Annotated in this window: 3 protein-coding genes and 1 pseudogene; 2 read left to right on the forward strand and 2 right to left on the reverse strand. The window is 65.6% G+C overall.

Annotation, left to right across the window (positions count from 1 at the left end; genetic code table 11):
* Positions 1–50: 50 nt before the first annotated feature.
* Entirely contained in the window at positions 51–356 is a 306-nt protein-coding gene (locus AB0C35_RS45915) for a hypothetical protein (protein ID WP_358470974.1), read from the reverse strand.
* 233 nt (positions 357–589) lie between these two features.
* Between AB0C35_RS45915 and AB0C35_RS45920 the strand changes: the two genes are divergently transcribed.
* Entirely contained in the window at positions 590–1,273 is a 684-nt protein-coding gene (locus AB0C35_RS45920) for a hypothetical protein (protein ID WP_358470977.1), read from the forward strand.
* Positions 1,274–1,525: 252 nt separating this feature from the next.
* Entirely contained in the window at positions 1,526–2,215 is a 690-nt protein-coding gene (locus tag AB0C35_RS45925) for an XRE family transcriptional regulator (RefSeq protein WP_358470980.1), read from the forward strand.
* Here AB0C35_RS45925 and AB0C35_RS45930 read toward each other — a convergent pair.
* A pseudogene (locus AB0C35_RS45930) lies at positions 2,103–2,333 on the reverse strand (IS1380 family transposase); the annotation flags it as partial. The gene AB0C35_RS45925 and the pseudogene AB0C35_RS45930 overlap by 113 nt on opposite strands.
* Positions 2,334–2,617: the final 284 nt, after the last annotated feature.

Below are 2,617 nucleotides of genomic sequence, written 5' to 3' on the forward strand. Positions count from 1 at the left end.
GAGGTGGCCGTCTCACGTCACGGGGACTCGCCCATCACGACACGAACAGGTCATAGGTCACACAGACCCCATACACCACTCTCATGGACGTGAACGTCCAATTTGAGGCCGCGTTCACGCGCATAGGCGATCATCGCGGTCACAACATCCGACACCAGGTCCCAACGCGGTGCACGCGCACCACGCCCTGCCAGCAAGACGCTGATCGTCGAAGTTGACGGCTGGGCGGTTGTCCGTCTCTTGATCTCATTCAGCGGCGGCGCCCCGCAAACCCTCTTGAGCTCGCGGAGTTCCTCAGCGAACTGGCGCAACAACGGCGAGCCGTTCTCGGCACCTTCGACGCTCTCAGTGGCCATGCCCTCACTGTAGTGCCGATCGATGTGCAGCGTTCGGACTCGTTCGGATTCCATTGGGATGGCACACGTTCTGGATCATGGGAGCCCCAGGTCAGCGTCACGCGACAGCCGACCCTTGCGACCTTGTGCGGGTTCAACCACTGTCAGGCCGCGACGTGTCACATTCGTCTCGGAACGGCGGCCAAAGCCACGCCTGACCAGCCTGGTCCCGAAGCCGCTCAACAGAAACGCGGATGCGCAAGAAGGGTTCGGAGCATACGTTGGGTGAGCATGGTGAGCTTCTCTACGGGCTCGCAGTGGCTGTCGATATCGAAAATTTCAGCAAACACGACACCCTCGGCCAATACGAGCTGCAGGATGCCCTGGGCATGGCCCTTGACACAGCGTCCAAACGTGCGGGATTGGACAGGGATACGTGGTATCGCCAAGCACGTGGCGATGGAGAACTCTCAATCCTCCCCGCCGACGCCGATGTCGCCCGGGTTGTCGCCCACCTGTCGCATGAACTCACCAGCGCCTTGCGCGAGATGCGCACCGCCAACGATCTACCGCGGCTGCGGCTCCGGGTCGCGATGCACCATGGAACGCTGACGCGCGGGCGCTTCGGCCCTGTAGGCCAAGCCCCCATCGTCGTCTGCCGCCTTCTGGATGCGCGCCCTGTCCGGCACACCCTGGCCGAGAAGCCCGACATGGACCTCGTCCTGGTGGTCTCGTCCACCCTCTACCACGAAGTCGTGCAGACACGCTTCTACGGCTTGGTTCCTGCCCTGTTCAAACCCCACCGCATCAAGGCCAAAGGAACCACCTACATGGCCTATATCACCACAGAGCCCTTCTTTCTCCGCAATATCTGCCGAATCCCTTCAGATCACTCGGCCGCTACCTCCCTGGCCACCAGGCTCCTGGAGAGCAACTGAGCCCCCAGATCAGCCCCTCCGACGCTGGCCAGCATACGAGTCACATCCCTGTCAAGAGCGTGGTCATTCGTACGTCCGTTGCTGCTACGTCAGGATCTGGGCTGTCCGACACGTTCGGACGTGCCTCATTGCGGCGGTGCGGGCGCGTGGTCGACTGCCAATCCCCCGAAAGTGTGGAGACTGGTTATGCCACATCGGCCTCGCCATAGCGGGCTGCTGTGGCCTTCCTCTTGTCCAGCATGAGTGGGCGTCGTGGCGGAGGAGACGGACCAGGTGCTGGACGCGGTCGGCCCCCGGATGCGCGCCGTGCGCAAGCAGCGCAAACTGACCCTGGCCGATGTGTCGACGGCGACCGGGACGTCCGAGAGCACCCTGTCCCGGTTGGAAAGCGGCCGGCGGCGGCCCACCCTGGAACTGCTGCCGCCGCTGGCCCGCGTGTACGGGGTGCCTCTGGACGACCTCGTCGGTGCTCCGCGAACGGGTGACCCGCGGATCCACTTGAAGCCGATCCACCGCCACGGCATGACGTTCGTCCCGCTCACCCGCCGCGCGGGCGGACTCCAGGAATTCAAGATGCTCATCCCGAGCCGCCCGGAACCGGCGGAACCAACGCCGCAGACGCACGGCGGATACGAATGGGTGTACGTCCTCAACGGACGGCTCCGGCTGGTGGTCGGCGACCGCGACCTGGTCCTACCGCCCGGAGAGGCCGCCGAGTTCAATACCGCACTGCCGCACTGGCTCGGATCAGCCGACGGTCACCCTGTGCCCAGGGCCAGTGCTCGGGCAGGTGCGAGGTCAGGTGCCCTGCTGATCCTGCTCGGCCGTGGCGGGCGATGCGGGCCGGAACGTCGATCAGGTAGCGGCGCAGCGTTGCTCCGCGCGCCTTGGCGTGGAACGCCGAGGCCAGGCAACCCGACGCGCGCAGCAGATTGTGGGTGATGGCGGCGCAGGTGAGCCAGGCGGTGTTGGCGGCGAAATGCCCCGAGGGCAGGTGTTTGAGGGGCCCGTCGGTCAGGTCGGCGAAGGTCTGCTCGATCGCGCCAGCGTGGTCGCGATGGCGCCGGGTCCATCCTCGCCATCACCGAGGAACACGCCTCGGCGCGGCGGCACGCCGCGATCACCTTGGCGGGGTAGAACGCCGAGTCGCCCCGCATGACCAGCAGCCCGCCCGCACCGGTCAGCGGGCGTCGCGCCTTGCGCACTGTGTTGATCACGGTCGGTATCGGTCGCGTTGCACGGGCCCAGGCAGGGCTGATGCGTTCTCATATTGCGAGACCGAGTAGCTGAAGGGCGTGGTCAGGGCGGTCGCGGTAGTGGTCGCAGGCTGCGGCGTGGTTGGTC

The sequence above is a fragment of the Spirillospora sp. NPDC048819 genome, assembly GCF_040650055.1.
GTDB lineage: Bacteria > Actinomycetota > Actinomycetes > Streptosporangiales > Streptosporangiaceae > Spirillospora.

Bases quoted from the DNA above. Each gene is read 5' to 3' on its own strand.
- AB0C35_RS45920 (WP_358470977.1), top strand. From the start codon at position 590: ATGCGCAAGAAGGGTTCGGAGCATACGTTGGGTGAGCATGGTGAGCTT.
- AB0C35_RS45915 (WP_358470974.1), bottom strand. From the start codon at position 356: ATGGCCACTGAGAGCGTCGAAGGTGCCGAGAACGGCTCGCCGTTGTTG.